Raw genomic sequence first — 17,169 nt, 5'->3', positions numbered from 1 at the left:
GCGACTTAATAATGAGAACGCGTATCGCAAAATTGCGTCAATTTATTGAAGTCACGTTGAAGTTCCAGCATCTGCTCGGCGCGGACCAGTCGAACAAGACTGTTGAGCGCTTCACGATAGCGGGCACGGCAAGGTTCGGTATCAATCTGGGCGTGCACCACCGACACCATGATGTCGATCACATCGGATGAATTGAGTAATTTAGTTGTCATTTTTTCTCCGTATCATTGCAATTTGGAAAATCGTCTTTTCACTATGCTTACTCTTTAAGTCGACACAGCAGGAAGGAAAGTTCCAGACTCATTGATCAATACACAATATTTAATATTTCTCCAAACCCAGTTTTTCTTGGTTACAGAAAGTTCCTTTTTGTAAATAAAACGTATTATCATGATCACAAAATTTTGAGTTCCGATAAAAATGCAGTCCCGTAAATTCCGACAAAGAGGCTTATGAAAATCGCGGACATGAATTTCCTTGTCGTGCAAGAAGATCCCTTGCAACGCCATAAACTGGGACTCGTGCTAGGAGACCTGGGTGCCCGCAACGTCATTGATTCGCCAGACGGCGCAACAGCTCTGGCAGTACTGCAAGACCAGGCACAATCCATTGATATCGGTTTCATTGACTTGCAAATGTCTGGCATGGACGGAATGGAATTGATCCGTCATATGGGGAACTTTGATAGCCCTACGGCGATCATCATGTCCGGCGTGGTGGATCCCGCCCTGATTTTTTCGGTCGAAACCATGTCGAAGGCCTACGGTATCAACTTGCTTGGCTTCGTGCAAAAGCCCGTTACCAACGAAAGCCTCACCGCATTAATTTGCAGCTACACCGCCCGTCGCAGCCTCGATGACTATTGCGCAACAATGATCACGCCAGTGTTTAGCATCGACGACATCCTCGAAGCGCTCGATGACAACCAGATACATCCCTGGTTTCAACCCAAAGTGGAGCTGATCAGTGGCCGGGTCCGTGGTGTCGAGGCCTTTGCGCGCTGGCACCATCCACGATTTGGTATCGTTCTGCCGGCACACTTCATACCCGTGCTGGAACAACATCAACAACTCGACCGGCTCACCAGTACCATGATTGATCAGTCGGCGGCGGCATGCCGTGGCTGGCATGACGCCGGCTCTCTGATTTCGGTCTCGATCAACCTTGGTTCGGCCTTGCTGCTCGATCCGCGCATCGCCGACCGGATTGCCGGGCAGGTCGCCGCGCATCGCCTGGAAGCACCTTTCGTGATTTTCGAAATTACCGAATCAGCACTGCGCAGCGAAACGCCGGCCTGTCTCGAAAACATGCTGCGACTGCGCATGAAAGGCTTCGAATTGTCGGTTGATGACTACGGCACCGGCAACACCAGCATGCAGCAACTGCTGCGCATTCCGTTTTCCGAACTCAAGATCGATCGCTCCTTTGTTGCCGGCGCAGCAGAAAACAGCGCGCTCGCCTTGGTGCTGAGTTCGTCGCTGGCGCTAGCGAGGAAACTGGAGCGTTTGTCGGTCGCGGTGGGCATCGAAACCCGCGAGGAATGGGACCTGTTGAAAAAAATGGGCTGTACCTATGGCCAGGGGTACTACATTGCCAAACCGATGGAAGCGGCAGCGCTGCCTGACTGGATGACCGAGTGGTCACATTTTTTCTGATTTTGTTCGTGATACCGTCCGCACATGAAACCAACTCCCGTCACCAAACTGAAAAAACCACCCAAACAACGCATCGCGCTGGTACTGCAAGGCGGAGGTGCACTCGGTGCCTACCAGGCAGGCATCTACCAGGCCCTCGATGAACACGACCTGACACCCGACTGGGTCGTCGGAACCTCCATCGGAGCGATCAATGCGGCCCTCATTGCCGGCAATGACAAGTCGATGCGCATGCCACGCTTGCGCGAATTCTGGGACCGCGTGTCGCACGCCGATGGCTTCGACCTCAATCAGGTCACAGACGAAGCCCGCCGCCTCAATACGATGCTCGCGACGATGGATGCCATGACACGCGGTGTGCAGGGTTTTTTTCAACCGCGACCGTTCAGCCTGTTTCCACTCGGAATGGCAGTCGATCCGGAATTTGCCAGCTTCTACGACACCAGCGCATTGAAATCGACGCTCAACGAACTGGTCGATTTCGATCTGCTCAATTCAAAAGACCGGATGCGATTAAGCGTCAACGCCTTGAAGGTCACCACCGGTTCACTGACCAGCTTCGATAACGCCCGGCAACGCCTTGGCGTGGAGCACATCATGGCCAGCGGCGCCTTGCCGCCCGGCTTTGCGCCGGTGCGCATCGATGGAGACCTGTATTGGGATGGCGGCCTGTATTCGAATACGCCACTTGACACGGTGCTCGATGACGAACCGCGCATGAATACGCTGTGTTTCATGGTGGACTTGTGGAGCGCCGATGGACCGGAACCGGTCACGCTCGATCAGGTGCAGACCCGTCAAAAGGACGTGATGTTTGCATCCCGTTCCCATCAGGTCATCACCGAATTCCTGAAACTGCATAATCTGCGCCGCAAGCTGCACGCCGTGCATAGCAAGCTGCCGGTTGGTCTAAAAACGGTCGACGACATCAAACAGTTGGCTGCATTGGGATGTGAGACGACGATGCACATCGTGCGCTTGCCGTATGCCGGGCGCGACTGGCACATGGCATCCAAAGACATCAATTTTTCCAAAGGTTCGGTGACCTGGCGTTGGGAGCAGGGCTATCAGGATGCCATGCGGGCGATCGGCTCCGGTGGCTGGCTCACCGAGGTGCCCGATGATGTCGGCGTGGTCGTCCATGAATTGCCGCCTTATCGGGCAGACCTCTGACGGATCCGGTCAGTCAAACACCAGGTTGTAGAACAGTGACAAGGCGCTACGCGCTCCCGCTTCGGCTTCCACCGTCAGTTTGGGCGTGAGCGTGTACTTGAAATGCAGCACGCTGCTGGTATTTTCCAGCCCCTGCTCATAGCTGACATACAGGCGCGCCGAAATCTGCTTGCCGACAGTAACGATACGCTGCTGCAATCCATCGTTACTTTTGCCCACGCTAAAATTTTCCAGCCCGAACGACGAAGCGAGCTGCGACTCCACTCCAGCTGCGGCTCCCTGCGACAACAGCGACGCCGCCGCGGCTTGCAGCGCCCCGGCATCCCCGCTGCCGGCACCCGCCAGAGCCCGTCCAAGTACCAGCCATGACAGTTTCTCGGCATCAGACACGGTCGGTTCGGACACCAGCGTGACACGCGGCACCAGCACCGTCCCACGCACGGCGACACCGGCCTCGACTTCGGCACCGCGACGCATCGCCAACATATCGAGTGAAGGATTGTTGAGTGGACCGTTGAAGCGCAACACACCCTGCTCGATCGCCAGCTTGCGCCCGTAAGCACTATACGTACCGCGCACGATGTTGAGCGTACCCTGCGCGCTCAACGGTTCGCCGCTGGCGCTGACCAGCCGCAGGTCGCCATTGAGCAGTCCATCGAAACCACGTCCGCTCAGCGCCACGCCCGTGCCAAGGTCAATACCCACATCGATTGTTGCTGCCACCCGTTGCCCGGTTTTTGGCGTGCTGCCAAGCACCACCACATCGCTCGACAACTCCGGTGCATCCGCGCGCCCGAGATCGAAGCTACCTGAATCCACCTTGAAGGCCCCGCTGATCGTCGCGCGCTGATCGCGCCAGCCGATGTCGCTTTGACCGCTCAGAACCAGCTTGCGGTCGCTTCGATTAAGCACCGGAAAATGATCGGCTTTCAGACTGATTTGCGCCTCCGGCAAACCGCTCGTCAGGTTGATCGGACCGCTTGCTTCAAGCGTGCCGCTACCGCTTTCAAAATGCAGCTTGCGTACCAGCAGGCGCTCACCTTCGAAGCTACTGTCGAGCACGCCTTTGCGCAAATCGATACCCTGCTCTGCCAGCAATACGCGCAGATCGCTGGCAGCAATATTGCCGCCGAAACGCGGCTGCGCCACGCTACCGCGAATGGTGATGGCGCTTTGCAGCTGGCCTTCGGTGACCAACCCGGCCATCGCCAGCGGACCGACCCAGTTCAGCGCCGGGATCGTCAGCTTGACCGACGCATCAAGCGCCGCATCGGGTGGCAACGTGAAGCGCGCCTCACCGCGACCGGTCGTCGTCCTGCCCGACACGGCAATCTGGCCGAGTTGCGCTCCCTCAATCGCCACCCTTGCATCGAGCCGTCCATCGACGGCGTCCAGCACGGCTTCAAGCCGCGTTAATCCCAGCGCCACCGGTTTGCTGCCACGCACCGTCACGTCACCCTGTTCGCGCTGGATCTGAAGGCGGCCGCTGAGGGCGTCGGCCATCTGCAGGTTCCAGCTGCCGCCCAGCTTCAGATCGGTCGCCACCGGTGGCGTCAGCTTGAGTGCCGCCAGCAGCGCCGCCACATCGAGACGGGCGAAGCGTCCGCGTGTCGAGATGCCCTTGTCGTCGCTCAGCAATTGCTCGACCGTCAGCGTCGCGTTATCCGTTTGCAGCCGGAAATCATCCAGTGCCAGGCGCTGTCGGGACACCGACAGCGGTGCCGGTGCCAGCAGCTTCAGACTGGTTTTGCCGCTGCCATCGAGCGTATCAATGCGACCTTGCCACCGCGCATCCGGCCCCAGAACCGCCAGGCCACCCGTTGCACCAAGACGCCAGCGTTGCGACGGCTCGTCAAGACTTGCCGTCAGCACGTGCTGCGCGTTCGTGCCACTGACCGTCAGCGCAAACTGCTCAACCACGATAGCGCTGGCGCGCAAGCCATTTCCCGCGATCGACAGTGCCAGCGGAGCTTGCTGCTGCGTCGAAAAATCAAGCCGCGCCGTCAGGCTGTCAAGTTGCTGCGAGGCATTCTTGAGGCCGCGGGCCTCGACCTCGACCAAGGCGTGATCGAGCGAAAACGCTTGCTGCCGATCAATCCGAACGTCAGCCTTGCCTTGCAGACTGGCGATCTGCAAGGCACCGGGCAAACGCACATCGGTTGCTGTCCAGTCAGCGATCACGGCCGGCTTGCGCAGGTTGCCGCGCACGGTGCCACTTGCCTTCATCGCCCCGCCGAAAGCCGGACCCAGCTGTGCAAGCGTTGGTGCATCGAGCTTGAACGCCAGCGTCGATTGCGCCTGCGTCAGTTCGCCCTGCATGCTCAAGCGGTTGTCACCCGCCACCAGCAACAAGTTCGGCACCCTGAGCGACTCGGCACGCAAACTGGCCTCGCCCTCGCCACGCAACGGTTGACCCGCGATCCGGCTATCAACCAGCCGAAAGCGCACATCCGCCGTCCGCTGCGGCACCAGCGCCCCGGCCACCGCGAATTCGCCAGTCAGCTCCAGGGCCGGCACAGAGGCAAAAGTGCCGAGGTCTTGAAGGCGCAAACGCGCCAGTTTGCCGTCGAAAGCAAACGCCTGCGACCCATCGAGCATCAACTTTCCGCTGGCGTCCAGCCGTCCATCGGCTAGCCGTAACGCAGCGCGGTCCAGCGTCAGCGCCGATCCAGCCAACGTCGCCTGCGCCGACAGCATTAACTGGTTGCGCCCGACCGCCTGGTTCAGGTCCAGTGTCAGCGACTGTTTGCCATTTTCCGCGAGCATGCCAAAGTGGCCATTGAGCTTCGTCGCGTTAAGGCGTTTGTCTAGCCGTTGTGCATCCAGGGCATCAATGACCAGCGCCAGTGTCAGCGCCCCCTGCTCGAATTTTCCGTTACCACTCATCCTGCCGGCAGGCTCGCGCTGCGATCCCAGCGCCGCCGTGATGCGGCCCACATCGAGGCGACCAGCGCGCTGCGTGAAATCCATCTCCAGCGATTGCAATGGCACGCGTTGCGCATCCAGGGTGCCGGCCTCGGCATTGGTCAGCGTGAGCTGGCCGCTGCCGGTTTCCTGCGCGATGAGCGTTACATCGAGTGACGTCATCGGCAAGGAGGGCTGCAACGTCGCGAGGTCCAGCGCACGCGCCATCAACCGGGTGCGACCCAGTGGCTGCGCCGCAAAAGGCCGCAGCACCGTGTCGCCCGTCACGCGCGCCTTGTTGATTGTCAGATCAATGGTGGCAATCAGTTCGGCCAGCGAGCCGGTCAGCTTGAGCTCGCCGCTGGCACCGATCGTCTGCTGTTGCAACTGGGTCTGTGCGCCGCTGGTCACACTGGCTTCCAGCGCATACGGACTGACCGCCGACAGGGAGGCCTGTCCACTGAAATTACCGCTGACAGCGTTACTGCCTGCGCCTGACCTGGCGAGCAGATTGTCAAGCTGCAGCAGGTAACGCGCCCCATCGAAATCGAGCTTGAAGCCGAAACTGCCCAGCGTGACCAGACTAACCGTTCCCTTGCGCACTTCGCCGCCATCCACCCGGACCTGATCGACCTGCAAGTCGAACGGCAAGGCAATCCGCGCCGGCAAGATCAGCGGTTTGACCGGCTGATCGAGTTGGCTGGTCACTTGCAGACGGGCCACGCGCAGCGTCGTGATATGCAGCCGACCATTGAACAGCGCACCCGGTCGCCAGTCCAACTGCACGTCATCGAGCGCGACGATCTGACTGGCGTCGTCAAAGCGCAGGTGCGCAATACGCAAGGGGCCGACCAAGCGGCCTCGCACGCCATCGACCTGCAACCCGGGCACCGGCAACAGGCGCGTCAGCATCAGGCGCGCACCGGTTTCGGTGCCAAGCAGTCCCACCAGCAAGGCCGCTGCCAGCAACAGCAGCGTAGCGACAACGACCAGAAACCGGCGCAGCGTCGGCGTGGGTGCAGGTAGTACGACGGGTTTCACGGAATCAGAATCCATAGCCAATGGAAAAGTGCAGACGCGGCTGGCGCGTCTCATGAGCAAACGCCAGGTCAAGATTGACCGGACCGATCGGACTGCGCCAGCGTGCGCCGACACCGGTACCCATGACCAGTTTCAGGTCGCGCCAGGTATCAGCAGCGTTACCGGCATCGTTAAACACGGCCGCGCCCCATTGCGGCGTGAACTGATAGACCAGTTCGGCACTGAACACGGCCAGCACGCGCCCGCCCACGATCGCATTATTTTCTGCCACGCCGAGGCTGTTGTAACCATAGCCGCGCACGGTCTGGTCACCACCGGTGCGAAACAGCAGGTCGCCCGGCACGGTCTGCCGACTGGCACCGAACACTTGCCCGACCTGCGCGCGCAGCACGGTCGTCCAGTTCCTGGTCCAGGGTTCCAGCCAGGTCACGCGCCCGACCACGCGGGCCAGGCTTTGCTCGGTCAGCACGCCGCGCACGCCGAGTCCGAGTTCAAGCGCCGCAACGTAACCGCGTCGCGGATCAAGCAGGTTGTCAACCCGGCGGCGTGTATAGGTATGGGTGGCGATTAGTGCATGCCGGTTATTGGCGTCGGCGTCATTGATGCGCTGGCGTTCCGCCAGGAACGACACGCCGACCACCCGCTCGTTGTTGCGATCCGGGCTGGTCAGACGCGCATCGTTACGCACCTTGTCGCTGACTTCGCCGGAAATATCCGTGCGCTCGAATCGCCCGGCCACGCTCGGCGTCCAGTTGTTCTCCAGAGCGGGCAGCGTCACTTCGGCTGCCAGCAGCGGCGTGCCACGATCGATACGCAATTCCGAATCGAGGCGCCAGTCACGCGATAAAAAATTACGGTCAAGGAGCTTGGCTTGTAGGCGTGGCCCGGTATCAGTCGAGAAACCACCACCGAGTTGCAGACGGCGTCGTTCGTTTTCATTGACGTCGACATGCACCGGCACCGCATTCGGTTGCGCCGGATCGGCATCAATGGTGGCAATGACCGACTTGAAATAGCCACTGTCCTGCAAGCGCGCCTGTAATTCATTGAGCCGATCCTGGGAATAGCGTTCGCCCGGCACGACGGGATTGAGCCGGTCTATCCGGCTCTGCGGATAGCGGTTCAAGCCTCGCACCTGCAACGCACCGAAGGTGAACGTCGGGCCGGAATCGACATCAATGGTCAATGCGGCGAGATGGCCAACCGGATCGATGACTGCCGCGCTCTGCGCAATGCGGGCGGCCGGGTAATCGCGCGCGAGCAGGTCTTTGAGCAACGCGGATTTGGCCTCATCCCAGCCTTCCTGGCGAAACACGGCACCGCTGGCCAGCTGCCATTGCCGGCGCAAGCGCGCCATGCGCGCAGCATCGTTGCCGTCACCCTGTGCAATCGCCCCGGCAAAGCGCACCTCGACGGAACCAATCCGCGTGACCGTGCCGGGATCAACGGTCAGTCGCACCCGTGGCCGCTCACCACCGGTCAGCACTTCCTGCGTCACCATCGGCGAAAAATACCCTTCGGTGGCGAGTAATTCACGGACCTGGGCCGGCGCAGCGGTCGCCAGACGCGTTAATTCATCGGCATCGATGGCCGGATCGGCTGCGCGGCGACGAACCTCAAGAAAATCATCGAGCAAACCAGTCAGTTCACCAGCGCCACTCACCTCAACCGTATAACCGCCGGTCTGAGCCGACGCCGCCACGCTTGCCAGCAACAGCACAAGCGCAACCACACCGCCGGCACGCAGGCGTGCGTGCCGCAGAATGGCTGGAAAACGGAAGGAAGGAGACAATCTGGCGCGAAAAATCATGGGCCACATTGTAGTGGCTAACGCCTGTCGGCAGTTTTGAGAATGCCTGATGGGTCGACAATGACAGGAATCGGTAGCGGACCAACCTCTACCGCGACATTGATTCGACCCCCAGCATCGTCAGCACTGAAGTCAAACACAAGACCGGCGATGTGCCCGACATCAAAAGCCCGCCGTCGCAGCTCAACCGGGTGATCATGACCGGGATCATCAATGCGACGCAGGCAATCGACAAGGGAACCGGACTGGGCTTGTCGATGGCCTACGGCATCCTTCAAAAGCACCAAGGCAAGATCAGCGTCGAGAGCACGGTCCGCGCCGGCATGCACGCCGTGGTCGCCTGGCTCGAATTCAATGCGGCGTTGCGGGTCATCAATGAGTCAGAAGTGATCTGCAACGCTCCGTTCAGTGTGACAGAGCGGCAAGACGCGCGGCCAGCGGTGCGTACAGCGCCCGCCCCAAGGTCGTCAACGCCGGGTTATCGCGCAACGGCGTATCGAGCGCACGGATCGCGGCTTGCAAGCCGGGCTCGTTGTTCGCGACGTAACGGAGGTCCTGCGGAGGATTGGCCGTGTTGCGGCGCACGGCGTCATACAGCAACTGCACGTTGGCCAGCGCGTGATACGCCATCAGGATCCGGCTCAGCGGGTGCTTTTTGCCGATCGGTGGTGACCAGTACAGCGTGCGATCGGACGCATCATCGACTGCACCGACACGCTGCAGCATGTAAAAGTATTGATGCGCGCACGCATGAACAAGGGTCTCGGCGATGTCGATGCCGCCATGCGGACTCGATATGCAGACAAAGCCGGGAACGTCTTCCCAGCTTCCGCTGACAAGCCGGCGTTGCGCTTCCACCGGACAGACAACGATGCCATTGAGCACCCGTTCGACCCATGGCAAGTAATCGGGCACATTTTTCTGCAGCACCGACAAGCCGTCCTCGAACGACTGCGCCATCGAAGGACTGATATGGTCAACCGGCTGGCATGTGCGAAAAACGTCGCCACCATTTTCATCGGCGGGCCAGGCTTGCCGGGGCAGCAGGTAAATCGGTCGCGTGCTGCCGACCGATGCCAGCCGGCTTCCTCCCGCCCCGGCCCACTGGTTGCCATCGCGCCGCCAGAGCAGCGCACTGCCGTCCGCCAGACGCAGGCAGAGACGTGTACCGGCGTCCCAGCTGACCTCATCGACATGCACCTCGATCTGCTCGACGGCGTCGACGACCCGGTCATCAAGCTGGATCGATGTCGGTGCCAACTGCGCGCTCCAGCGTCCGGATTGTCCGCCAGCAGCCAGACGCAAGCCGACCCGGACTGCGGCATCAAGCGCTCCCGCAGCATCGTGCCGTCCCTTCTGGATGATTAGATGTGCCCGTCCGAAGGCGATATCCCAGGCGGTTGTCGAGACCGGCGGCGCGACCGTCCAGCGGCGGATGAATTCAACCAGCCCGTCGCTGGCGCGAGCGATATCGTCGGCATGACGCTCCAGCAAACAGTTCGCGACGGCGACTCCGTACGAGGTCACGATGGGTTCGAATACGGATTCAGACGGTTCGGCACAAGGAAAACTGAACTGGTGTACCCAGTTGCTCATGGCGCAACGCCGGACCAGATCGCGACAGGCTGCGGTGACATCAACGGGGTCGCCGATGCGACCGAGGGCAGGAGCGGAGGTACAAGCGTAGGTACAAGCGCAGGCAAAAGCGGGGACGCTGTCGTCGCCATCTCGGCCTGCAGCCATGGTCGCAGGCGCACGGTGATCATCGCCATGAACAATGGCGGCAGACGCCTGCGCTACGCCGCGACATTCATTACCTGCAGGAACACGTGCGCTTTCCGCTTCCTTGCTTGCCGATTGCGTATCCATGCAACGTCTCCCACGACTCCCGCCTTGCGCTGTTCACACCGGTCGATCGGACCCGCCGCCGATACCGTGCCCTGCCTGGCTCGCCGCAGTACCTGTCAATGCCCGGCACCCTGCAGTGCGCCTGGTCAGCGTCGCACCATCTCGGAAAATGGCCATCCGTTACTCGCATGTGACCTTGGGGGGATCGATAGGCATTAAGTACCTCGTAAAAAAGTTAAGGAACGTGACTTGCCGTGGCACCCGCGCACTGGATACAACATCCCATCGTGCCCATGCGGGTTGCAGACAAGTCGACGAACCATCTTAGATACGGGCACCTCCCCGCGCGTTGAGAATGATCAACCAACCACGCGTCAACTGTTGACGCTATCGTTGCAACGCAAGGCGCGCTGCTTGCTAGCCGGAGCCGCACCCGGGCCGAGCTGAAAGACACTCACCAGTTGTTCCTGGCTGCGCGCCTGTTCCTGCAAGGCCCGCGCTTCTGCGGCAGCGTCCTGCACCACTTCCATCACCGCAATTCCTCATTTGTCGGCGACCTCGGAAGCTGACCGGCCCTGTTAATTGGACGGCAGTTGCGGCAGCACGAATGGTTGCGCCGGGGTAGTCAGCTTCTGTATGAAAGCGACGATCGCACTGGCTTCTTCCGGGCTCGATGCCAGCGGCTTCATATTTGGTGACAAGCTGGACTTGCTCACTCCACCGAGGTTGTAATGCGTCACCACGTCGACCAAAGTGCGCGCCGAGCCATCATGAAAATAGGGCGCAGTCAGGCTGATATCGCGCAACGTCGCCAGGGGTTTGAGCGCATAGCGGCCGACATCCGGATTCACCCTCACGTTCGAAGCCAGGCCAATGTGATGAAAGCCACCATCGGTAACGTTCGGGGCCTGATGGCAGGCGATGCAATTGCCCTTTCCGGCATCGCCCGACGGGAGGATCGGTAGCGTAAATGGCTGTACCGGGGTAGTCAGCGCTTGCATGAAGGCGACGATCGCACTGACTTCTTCCGGGCTCAATGCCAGCGGCTTCATATTTGGTGACAGGTTAGTCTTGCTCACTCCACCGAGGTTGTAATGCGTCACCACATCGACCAAAGTGCGCGCCGAGCCATCATGAAAATAAGGCGCGGTCAGGCTGATATCGCGCAACGTCGGCGTCTTGAACGCGCCCTTCAACGCTGCCACCGGCTTGATCGCATAGCGGCCGACATCCGGATTCACCCTATCGTTCGAGGCCAGGCCGATGTTATGAAAGCCACCATCGGTAAAGTTCGGAGCCTGATGACAGGCGATGCAATTGCCCTTACCGGCATCGCTGAACAGACGAAAACCGATGATTTGCTGACGCGTCATGGCCAGCTCGTCGCCGCGCAACCACAGATCAAACGCCGAATTACTGCTGATAACGGTGCGTTCGAACGAGGCAATACCCTTGGCTACCGTTGTGCGGTCGATAGCCTCGCCGGGATATGCTTGCGCGAACATTTCCTTGTAAGTTGGTTCGGCATTGAGCCACTTGAACAGCGCCGTCAGATCCATCGCCATTTCGTCCATCGATTCCATCGGACCGATCGCCTGGTCTTCCAGCGAGGACTTGCGACCATCCCACATCTGCAGCGTGTTGTACGCGGTATTGATGATGGTCGGGGTGGCGCGACCGGGCACCTTGCTCTTGTTGCTCTTGTTGCTCTTGTTGCCCTTGGCTGTCGGCAAGCCATCCGACCAGCCCAACATCGGGTTATGACAACTGGCACAGGACAGGTTGCCATCCGACGACAGGCGCGGGTCGAAAAATAGTGCCTTGCCCAGTTCGGCACGCGCCGGCGTCAACTGGTTGTCCGCTGGTGCGACCGGGCTTGCTGGCAGCAACCACTTGTGATCTTCCTCACTCGGAGTGAGGAGATAGTCTGCCGCAACCGCTTCGCCGCCTATCGCCAACGAAATGACAACTGCAGCAAAAAATGTGAATCTGATGTTGTTTTTCATTGACCGACCTTTTACATGAGAGCGTTGACAAACGGACCCGGAGCCCGCGCTCACCACCTGCCAGAGGCATTTTTGGCAAGGTCGAATTCCCTTCGGCAACGTTAACCCATGAGGAACAAATTGCTTCGTTGTATTTTCATAAAAATAACTATTGGTTGCGATCAGGCGACAGTGCTCAACACAGATAACATCCCTCCTAAGTGCGCTATCAAACTGAACAACTGGCCCCTATTCTTTAGGCTCAAGCCATAGCAAGGCGGCAGACCCTCGCACTCCTTCTCAATGCAGCGCCCGTTCGAGCGCTCCTTATTCCGGATTACCTATGGTGAATATTTTCAGAAGTCTCTGGCTGGGCAGCACTCGCAAGCTCGGCAGCCTCCAGCGCAAGCAAACCCGCAAGATCGTCAAGACCTTGCTCGATGTCGTCATCCCGGCAGCAACCGCGATCAAAAAATCATTGGGAAAATCCGCTGGCAAAGCCGCTGGCAAACCCTCCGCCCTGCGCCCGCCGGGCGGTGGCATCTGGGGCCGCTCGACCTTCATTGCCGGCATCGATGATGTCGCCAGCGGCATCGTCGCCGGCAAACGCATGGAGTACTGGCTCTATCGGCCTGCCGGCATGCAGGCTGACGCGACGCTGCCGCTGGTGGTGATGCTGCATGGCTGCGAACAGGGTGCGGTCGATTTTGCGCAAGGCACACGCATGAATGCGCTGGCTGCCAGCAAGGGGTTTGGCGTGCTCTATCCGCAGCAATCAACACGCGCCCAGCGCAACCGATGCTGGCCGTGGTTTCGCAGCGAAGTCCAGGCCGGCGAGGGCGAAATCTTGTTGATCGCGGCAATTATCCGGCGGGTTGTGGCACGGCAGGGGTTCGATCCGCAGCGCGTGTATGTGGCCGGGCTGTCCGCCGGTGCAGCGATGGCGCATATCCTGGCGCTGCGCCATCCGGAACTGGTCGCCGCAGTCGGCATGCATTCGGCACCGGTATTTGGTGCTGCCAGCACGCCGCTTGGTGCGTACGGAGTGATGCAGCGCGGCGGCCTGCAACGGGTGGGGTCGGCGATCCGGGCGGTCACGGATGCCAGCCCGGGTCCGTTCCCGACCATGCCGGCGATCCTGATCCATGGCCAGCGCGACGACGTGGTGCGAACGATTAATTTTCATCAGCTAGAGCAGCAGTTCTGCGAACTCAACAGCCTGACGGCCGAACACCGGCAACAACGCGTCTACCGTGCTGCCGGACGCAGCGCCCATGCCGCCCACGGTGTCGATGTCCTCGATTACCGGATCGGCAAAAAAAACGTGTTGCGGCTGTGTGAAATCCATCAGCTCAAGCATGCATGGAGCGGCGGCGATCCGGCGTTGCCATTCAACGAAAGCAAAGGACCGGATGCGAGCCGGATGATGTGGACCTTCTTTGCGCCGCACCGGCGCTTGCCGCTGGAGGTATGAGGTTATTTCCCGGTCACGAACAACGCGAGTCGCAACCGGTCCGGCAAACCAAGCTTCTGAAAAATCGCTCCGAGATGGGCCTTCACGGTCCGGTCGGTGATCTGCAATTCGCGTGCAATGAGCTTGTTACTGGCACCGCCGCCCACCAGACTGGCGATTTGCCGTTCACGGGGCGTGAGCAGTTGCAGTCGCAGGTTCGGTGATGCCGCCGTCTCTACCGCTACCGGTGCCAACAGCGTTCCGCGTGCCTGCATCTGACGCAGCAGCAGCGGCATCACCGCCTGCGAAATCCAGACACCGCCATCCTGCACGACCTCAACGATGCGCAGTACGGTCTCGCGCGCCAGTCCGGCGCTGCAGCAACCCACCACGCCGGCACCAAGCAGTGCCAGTTCGGCCTGCGTCGAAAACTCCTCGTGAAGCACCAGAACCTTGCAGGCCGGCGCGCGGTGGCGCAGTTCGGCCAGCGTGGCCGCCACATCCAGCGCTGGCAGATCAAGATCGATCAGCAGCAACGCCGGCTCGGCACTGGCCAGAAAAGGCCATACAGCCTGTACGCAATCACGTTGCATCAACGGACCTTTTTCAATCAGGATGTCATGAAACTTGGCTATGATGTCGGCGCAGTTCGAGAGCAACAAAAGCATGGACAGCGATCTCTGAAAACACAAGTGGACTTTTTTAACACACTGCTTTTGGAATTGCCATTGTCATTTCGACCAACCCACCTGAACGGCTTGCCATGCCCTATATTCAACGCGACAGCGACGGCAGCGTGATCGCCTTGTTTCGCGATGCTCCTGCCGCCGAGTCCGAACGGCTTTTTTCCGACCATCCCGACGTGCTCGCTTTCCTGGCCATCGACGGCGCGACGTCAGTGGCAACCGACACGCGCGACGCGCTTGCCACGCTGGCCACGCTTGATAATGCCATGATCCGCGTCGTCGAGGATCTGGTCGACGTGCTGATCCAGAAGCACGTGATCATGCTCACCGACCTGCCCGAAAAAGCCCAGCGCAAGGTACTGGACCGCAAGGAAACCCGACTCTCGCTGTTTGGCGATCTCGGCGACCTGAGCGCCTCCAACGACGACATCCTGTAGCGCATGGTTGCGCCCAAACGTATTTTATTGCTCAGCGTCTCGGCCGGCTCTGGCCACCTGCGCGCTGCCGAAGCACTGCGTGCGCAGGCCGCACTGGAAGAGGTGCCGGTCAGCGTCCGTCATCTCGATGCGATGCAGTTTGTCTCGACCGCATTCCGCAAGGTCTATACCGATTTTTACATCAAGCTGGTCGACCGGCACCCAGCACTGTGGGGCTATCTGTACCAGCTCACCAATGACGCCCAGCCCGATGGCTCGCTGCAAAAAATCCGTCGCGCCATCGAACGCATGAGCACCCACAGCTTGCGCCGGGAAATCGCGGCCTGGCAACCGGATGCCATCGTCTGTACCCACTTTCTGCCAGCCGAACTGCTGGCACGACTACGCCGTAACGGCAGCGTGACCTGCCCCGTGTGGATTCAGGTCACCGACTTCGATCTGCACCGGATGTGGGTGCACGAGCACATCACCGGCTACTTTGCCGCCACCGACGAAGTCGCCTTTCGCATGGCGGCGCTTGGCATCGCCCCGGCCAGCATTCATGTCACCGGGATTCCGGTGATGCCAGCCTTTCGCTCGACCGGCACGCGCGCCGAATGCGCAGCGCACTTCGGTCTCGACCCGCAACGTCGCATCATCTTGCTCATGGGAGGCGGTGCCGGACTGGGCAAGCTCGATGCAGTCGCCCTGCGCCTGCTGGCGCTGCCCTACGATTTTCAGCTCATCGTCATGGCTGGCAAAAACCTGCCGGCCTTGCAGGCGTTGCAGGCATTGGCCATCCATTATCCGCAGCGGCTGCTGGCACTGGGCTACACCGATAACGTTGAACTGTTGATGGCCTGCGCTGATCTGGCCATCACCAAACCTGGCGGACTGACTACCTCGGAATGCCTGGCGATGGGCTTGCCGATGATCGTCAATGCCCCGATCCCCGGACAGGAAGAACGCAATGCCGACTTCCTGCTGGAACAGGGCGTCGCATTGAAAGCCATCGATGCGGTGACGCTGGATTACCGGATTGATTATTTGATGACCCATCCCGACAAACTGGCCGACATGGCCGCCAAGGCACGCGCGCTCGGTCGTCCCGACGCCGCCCGCGCTGTCCTCCACACCGTACTGGAACAAGTCCAATGAGCCGCATCACCCGCCTGACCCACCTGACCAGCCGTCCGCTGCACATTGTTCTGACCGTTCTCTGGGTGTTCCTGCTGGCACTATTTTTTGCCCAAACCGAAATCCAGATCGAAGGGGGCGCCGGCTGGGGCATCAACTTGCCAACCTGGCGTATCGAACACCACTGGCTGCTGGATCTGTTCTGGGGCGGACGGGCCATGACCGGCTATCACGCCTGGGTATTCCCGTTCATCATCCTGTTCTTCCACTTCCCGCTCCTGTTCGTCGCCCACTGGTCCTGGCGCGCCGAAGCACGCGTGGCGGCGTGCGTCATGCTGTTCTGGATCAGCGAAGACTTCCTCTGGTTCGTCCTCAACCCGGCCTTTGGCCTGGCCCGATTCGATCCGGTCAACGTCACCTGGCACAAGCACTGGGCCATGGGCGCGCCGGTGGACTACTGGATTTTTTCAGTGCTCGCGCTGGTGTTTTTGCGATTGTCTTATCAGCGGCGGGAGTGATCGGCGAAGTCGCCCGGCAAATCGTAGGGTGCAATAACCGAAGGGCATTGCACCACGCGCAACGCAGGCGCTTATTTTTTGCACCGCTCCGCGTTTGCGTAACACGGGACATGGATAGGCTCCGCTAACGCAGTCAGTGCATTCGGTGCAATGCGCTGTTTGCGGTAGCTGAAACGGCAAATGCCTGGTCATGGCGGAACCGCACCCATCCAAACAACCGCAACGCGGAAATTGGATGGCAAGCACTCTGAATCCGCAAGCAGGGTCAGTGTAATTTTCGCGATAAAGCCCGCGAAAAAAACACTGACCCTGGTTGCTACCGATCGGGGTTTGTGACCGCAGGAAAAACGAACCGGAGCTGGTCCCTTGGTGTTGGTGTTGGTGTTGGTGTTGAAGTGGCAGTGGCAGTTGACCTGTTCCGCATTGAAGCAGCTGCCAAAAACGGTAGTCAGGCAAGGGATAAGAAGGGCGCATGTCTGAGCGAAGCGAGTTTGCGACCCTCCCCTTGACTGACTACCGTTTTTGGGAACCCGAAGGGCAGCC

The 17,169-nt window shown here is 60.1% G+C and carries 14 protein-coding genes; 6 read left to right on the top strand and 8 right to left on the bottom strand.

The genetic code is table 11. The features are described 5' to 3' along the window. Positions 1-5 precede the first annotated feature (5 nt). Positions 6-212 (bottom strand): hypothetical protein, encoded by a 207-nt coding sequence (locus QN370_RS18190; RefSeq protein ID WP_322128407.1) that lies wholly within the window; start codon positions 210-212, stop codon positions 6-8. Positions 213-452: 240 nt separating this feature from the next. On the opposite strand from QN370_RS18190, the gene QN370_RS18185 reads away from it, so the two are divergent. Then, positions 453-1,655, top strand: coding sequence for an EAL domain-containing response regulator (locus QN370_RS18185; protein WP_322128408.1), 1,203 nt, complete (start codon positions 453-455; stop codon positions 1,653-1,655). 24 nt (positions 1,656-1,679) lie between these two features. Further along, positions 1,680-2,828, top strand: a complete 1,149-nt coding sequence (locus tag QN370_RS18180) for a patatin-like phospholipase family protein (RefSeq protein WP_322128409.1) — start codon at positions 1,680-1,682, stop codon at positions 2,826-2,828. Between the two features lie 9 nt (positions 2,829-2,837). On the opposite strand, the gene QN370_RS18175 is transcribed toward QN370_RS18180, so the two are convergent. From QN370_RS18175 to QN370_RS18155, 5 genes are all read right to left on the bottom strand, one after another. Continuing rightward, a complete protein-coding gene (locus QN370_RS18175; RefSeq protein ID WP_322128410.1) occupies positions 2,838-6,773 on the bottom strand; it encodes a translocation/assembly module TamB domain-containing protein in 3,936 nt (1,311 codons plus the stop codon). Positions 6,774-6,777: 4 nt separating this feature from the next. Next, positions 6,778-8,592, bottom strand: coding sequence for an autotransporter assembly complex family protein (locus QN370_RS18170; RefSeq protein ID WP_322128411.1), 1,815 nt, complete (start codon positions 8,590-8,592; stop codon positions 6,778-6,780). Positions 8,593-8,988: 396 nt separating this feature from the next. Then, entirely contained in the window at positions 8,989-10,452 is a 1,464-nt protein-coding gene (locus QN370_RS18165; RefSeq protein ID WP_322128412.1) for an aKG-HExxH-type peptide beta-hydroxylase, read from the bottom strand. Between the two features lie 353 nt (positions 10,453-10,805). Continuing rightward, a complete protein-coding gene (locus QN370_RS18160) occupies positions 10,806-10,964 on the bottom strand; it encodes a hypothetical protein (RefSeq protein WP_323581762.1) in 159 nt (52 codons plus the stop codon). A 45-nt stretch (positions 10,965-11,009) separates the two neighbouring features. Further along, a complete protein-coding gene (locus tag QN370_RS18155; RefSeq protein WP_322128414.1) occupies positions 11,010-12,437 on the bottom strand; it encodes a cytochrome c peroxidase in 1,428 nt (475 codons plus the stop codon). A gap of 322 nt (positions 12,438-12,759) precedes the next feature. Between QN370_RS18155 and QN370_RS18150 the strand changes: the two genes are divergently transcribed. Then, positions 12,760-13,890: a PHB depolymerase family esterase gene (locus tag QN370_RS18150; protein ID WP_322128415.1), complete on the top strand. Its 1,131-nt coding sequence runs from the start codon at positions 12,760-12,762 to the stop codon at positions 13,888-13,890. A gap of 2 nt (positions 13,891-13,892) precedes the next feature. Here the strand turns inward: QN370_RS18150 and QN370_RS18145 are convergent, their stop codons facing one another. Then, the gene (locus QN370_RS18145; RefSeq protein WP_322128416.1) at positions 13,893-14,537 is read right to left on the bottom strand and encodes a response regulator transcription factor; all 645 of its coding nucleotides are present in this window, start codon (positions 14,535-14,537) and stop codon (positions 13,893-13,895) included. 95 nt (positions 14,538-14,632) lie between these two features. Between QN370_RS18145 and QN370_RS18140 the strand changes: the two genes are divergently transcribed. The 3 genes from QN370_RS18140 to QN370_RS18130 are packed head-to-tail and all read left to right on the top strand — an operon-like array spanning position 14,633 to position 16,626. After that, positions 14,633-14,992 (top strand): hypothetical protein, encoded by a 360-nt coding sequence (locus tag QN370_RS18140; RefSeq protein WP_322128417.1) that lies wholly within the window; start codon positions 14,633-14,635, stop codon positions 14,990-14,992. 3 nt (positions 14,993-14,995) lie between these two features. Continuing rightward, on the top strand, positions 14,996-16,129 hold the full coding sequence (locus tag QN370_RS18135; protein WP_322128418.1) for an MGDG synthase family glycosyltransferase: 1,134 nt from the start codon (positions 14,996-14,998) through the stop codon (positions 16,127-16,129). Further along, positions 16,126-16,626, top strand: coding sequence for a hypothetical protein (locus QN370_RS18130; protein ID WP_322128419.1), 501 nt, complete (start codon positions 16,126-16,128; stop codon positions 16,624-16,626). Before QN370_RS18135 ends, QN370_RS18130 begins: the two co-directional genes overlap by 4 nt. 188 nt (positions 16,627-16,814) lie before the next feature. Here the strand turns inward: QN370_RS18130 and QN370_RS18125 are convergent. Next, positions 16,815-17,169, bottom strand: a 355-nt coding sequence (locus tag QN370_RS18125) for a hypothetical protein (protein WP_323581761.1), incomplete at its 5' end; no start/stop codon positions are given.

The sequence above is a fragment of the Actimicrobium sp. CCI2.3 genome, assembly GCF_035019065.1.
In the GTDB taxonomy this organism is placed as follows: Bacteria; Pseudomonadota; Gammaproteobacteria; order Burkholderiales; family Burkholderiaceae_D; genus Actimicrobium.
The sequence above is the reverse complement of the archived record's forward strand: the minus strand, read 5'-3'. Positions and strand labels throughout refer to the sequence as shown.

What these genes read in the sequence shown, in the direction of transcription:
- QN370_RS18130 (WP_322128419.1), top strand. Translation starts at nt 16,126, where the DNA reads ATGAGCCGCATCACCCGCCTGACCCACCTGACCAGCCGTCCGCTGCAC.
- QN370_RS18155 (WP_322128414.1), bottom strand. Translation starts at nt 12,437, where the DNA reads ATGAAAAACAACATCAGATTCACATTTTTTGCTGCAGTTGTCATTTCG.
- QN370_RS18165 (WP_322128412.1), bottom strand. Translation starts at nt 10,452, where the DNA reads ATGGATACGCAATCGGCAAGCAAGGAAGCGGAAAGCGCACGTGTTCCT.
- QN370_RS18180 (WP_322128409.1), top strand. Translation starts at nt 1,680, where the DNA reads ATGAAACCAACTCCCGTCACCAAACTGAAAAAACCACCCAAACAACGC.
- QN370_RS18185 (WP_322128408.1), top strand. Translation starts at nt 453, where the DNA reads ATGAAAATCGCGGACATGAATTTCCTTGTCGTGCAAGAAGATCCCTTG.
- QN370_RS18190 (WP_322128407.1), bottom strand. Translation starts at nt 212, where the DNA reads ATGACAACTAAATTACTCAATTCATCCGATGTGATCGACATCATGGTG.
- QN370_RS18140 (WP_322128417.1), top strand. Translation starts at nt 14,633, where the DNA reads ATGCCCTATATTCAACGCGACAGCGACGGCAGCGTGATCGCCTTGTTT.
- QN370_RS18135 (WP_322128418.1), top strand. Translation starts at nt 14,996, where the DNA reads ATGGTTGCGCCCAAACGTATTTTATTGCTCAGCGTCTCGGCCGGCTCT.
- QN370_RS18170 (WP_322128411.1), bottom strand. Translation starts at nt 8,592, where the DNA reads ATGTGGCCCATGATTTTTCGCGCCAGATTGTCTCCTTCCTTCCGTTTT.
- QN370_RS18145 (WP_322128416.1), bottom strand. Translation starts at nt 14,537, where the DNA reads ATGCTTTTGTTGCTCTCGAACTGCGCCGACATCATAGCCAAGTTTCAT.
- QN370_RS18150 (WP_322128415.1), top strand. Translation starts at nt 12,760, where the DNA reads ATGGTGAATATTTTCAGAAGTCTCTGGCTGGGCAGCACTCGCAAGCTC.